Annotated in this window: 1 pseudogene; it reads left to right on the forward strand. The window is 64.3% G+C overall.

Features of this window, described 5'->3' with window-relative positions:
• Nucleotides 1-454, forward strand: a pseudogene (locus J5M71_RS28350) (diguanylate cyclase); the annotation flags it as partial.

Raw genomic sequence — 454 nt, forward strand, 5'->3', positions numbered from 1 at the left:
TCTATGACCGGAACGGGCATTGGCTGATGTCCTCCAACCGGCCGATTCCGGAGGGCGCCAACAGCAGCGACCGCGCCTATTTCATTCACCACCGTGACAGCCCGAGCCGCGAGCCCTTCATTGGCCCGCCGATCCAGAGCCGTGCCCATCACGAATGGGTGGTGACCATCAGTCGGCGCTTCAACGACGATGGCGGGCAGTTCGCTGGCGTGGTAGCGGTGACGCTGGGGGTGGAGAACTTCCTGCGGGTGTTCGGCAAACTCGACGTTGGCCAGGACGGCGCGATCGGTCTGTCTTACACCGATGGCACGCTGCTGGTGCGCTACCCGTTCCGCGAGCAGGACATGGGGCGCAACTTCTCCAGTTCGCCGATCTACGCCAAATACCTCGTCGACCGTTCGGTCGGCACTGCCTCCTACACCTCCAGCCTCGACGGCGTCGAGCGGCTGTACGC

It is taken from the genome of Pseudomonas sp. 43(2021), from assembly GCF_017490805.1.
Classification (GTDB): domain Bacteria; phylum Pseudomonadota; class Gammaproteobacteria; order Pseudomonadales; family Pseudomonadaceae; genus Aquipseudomonas.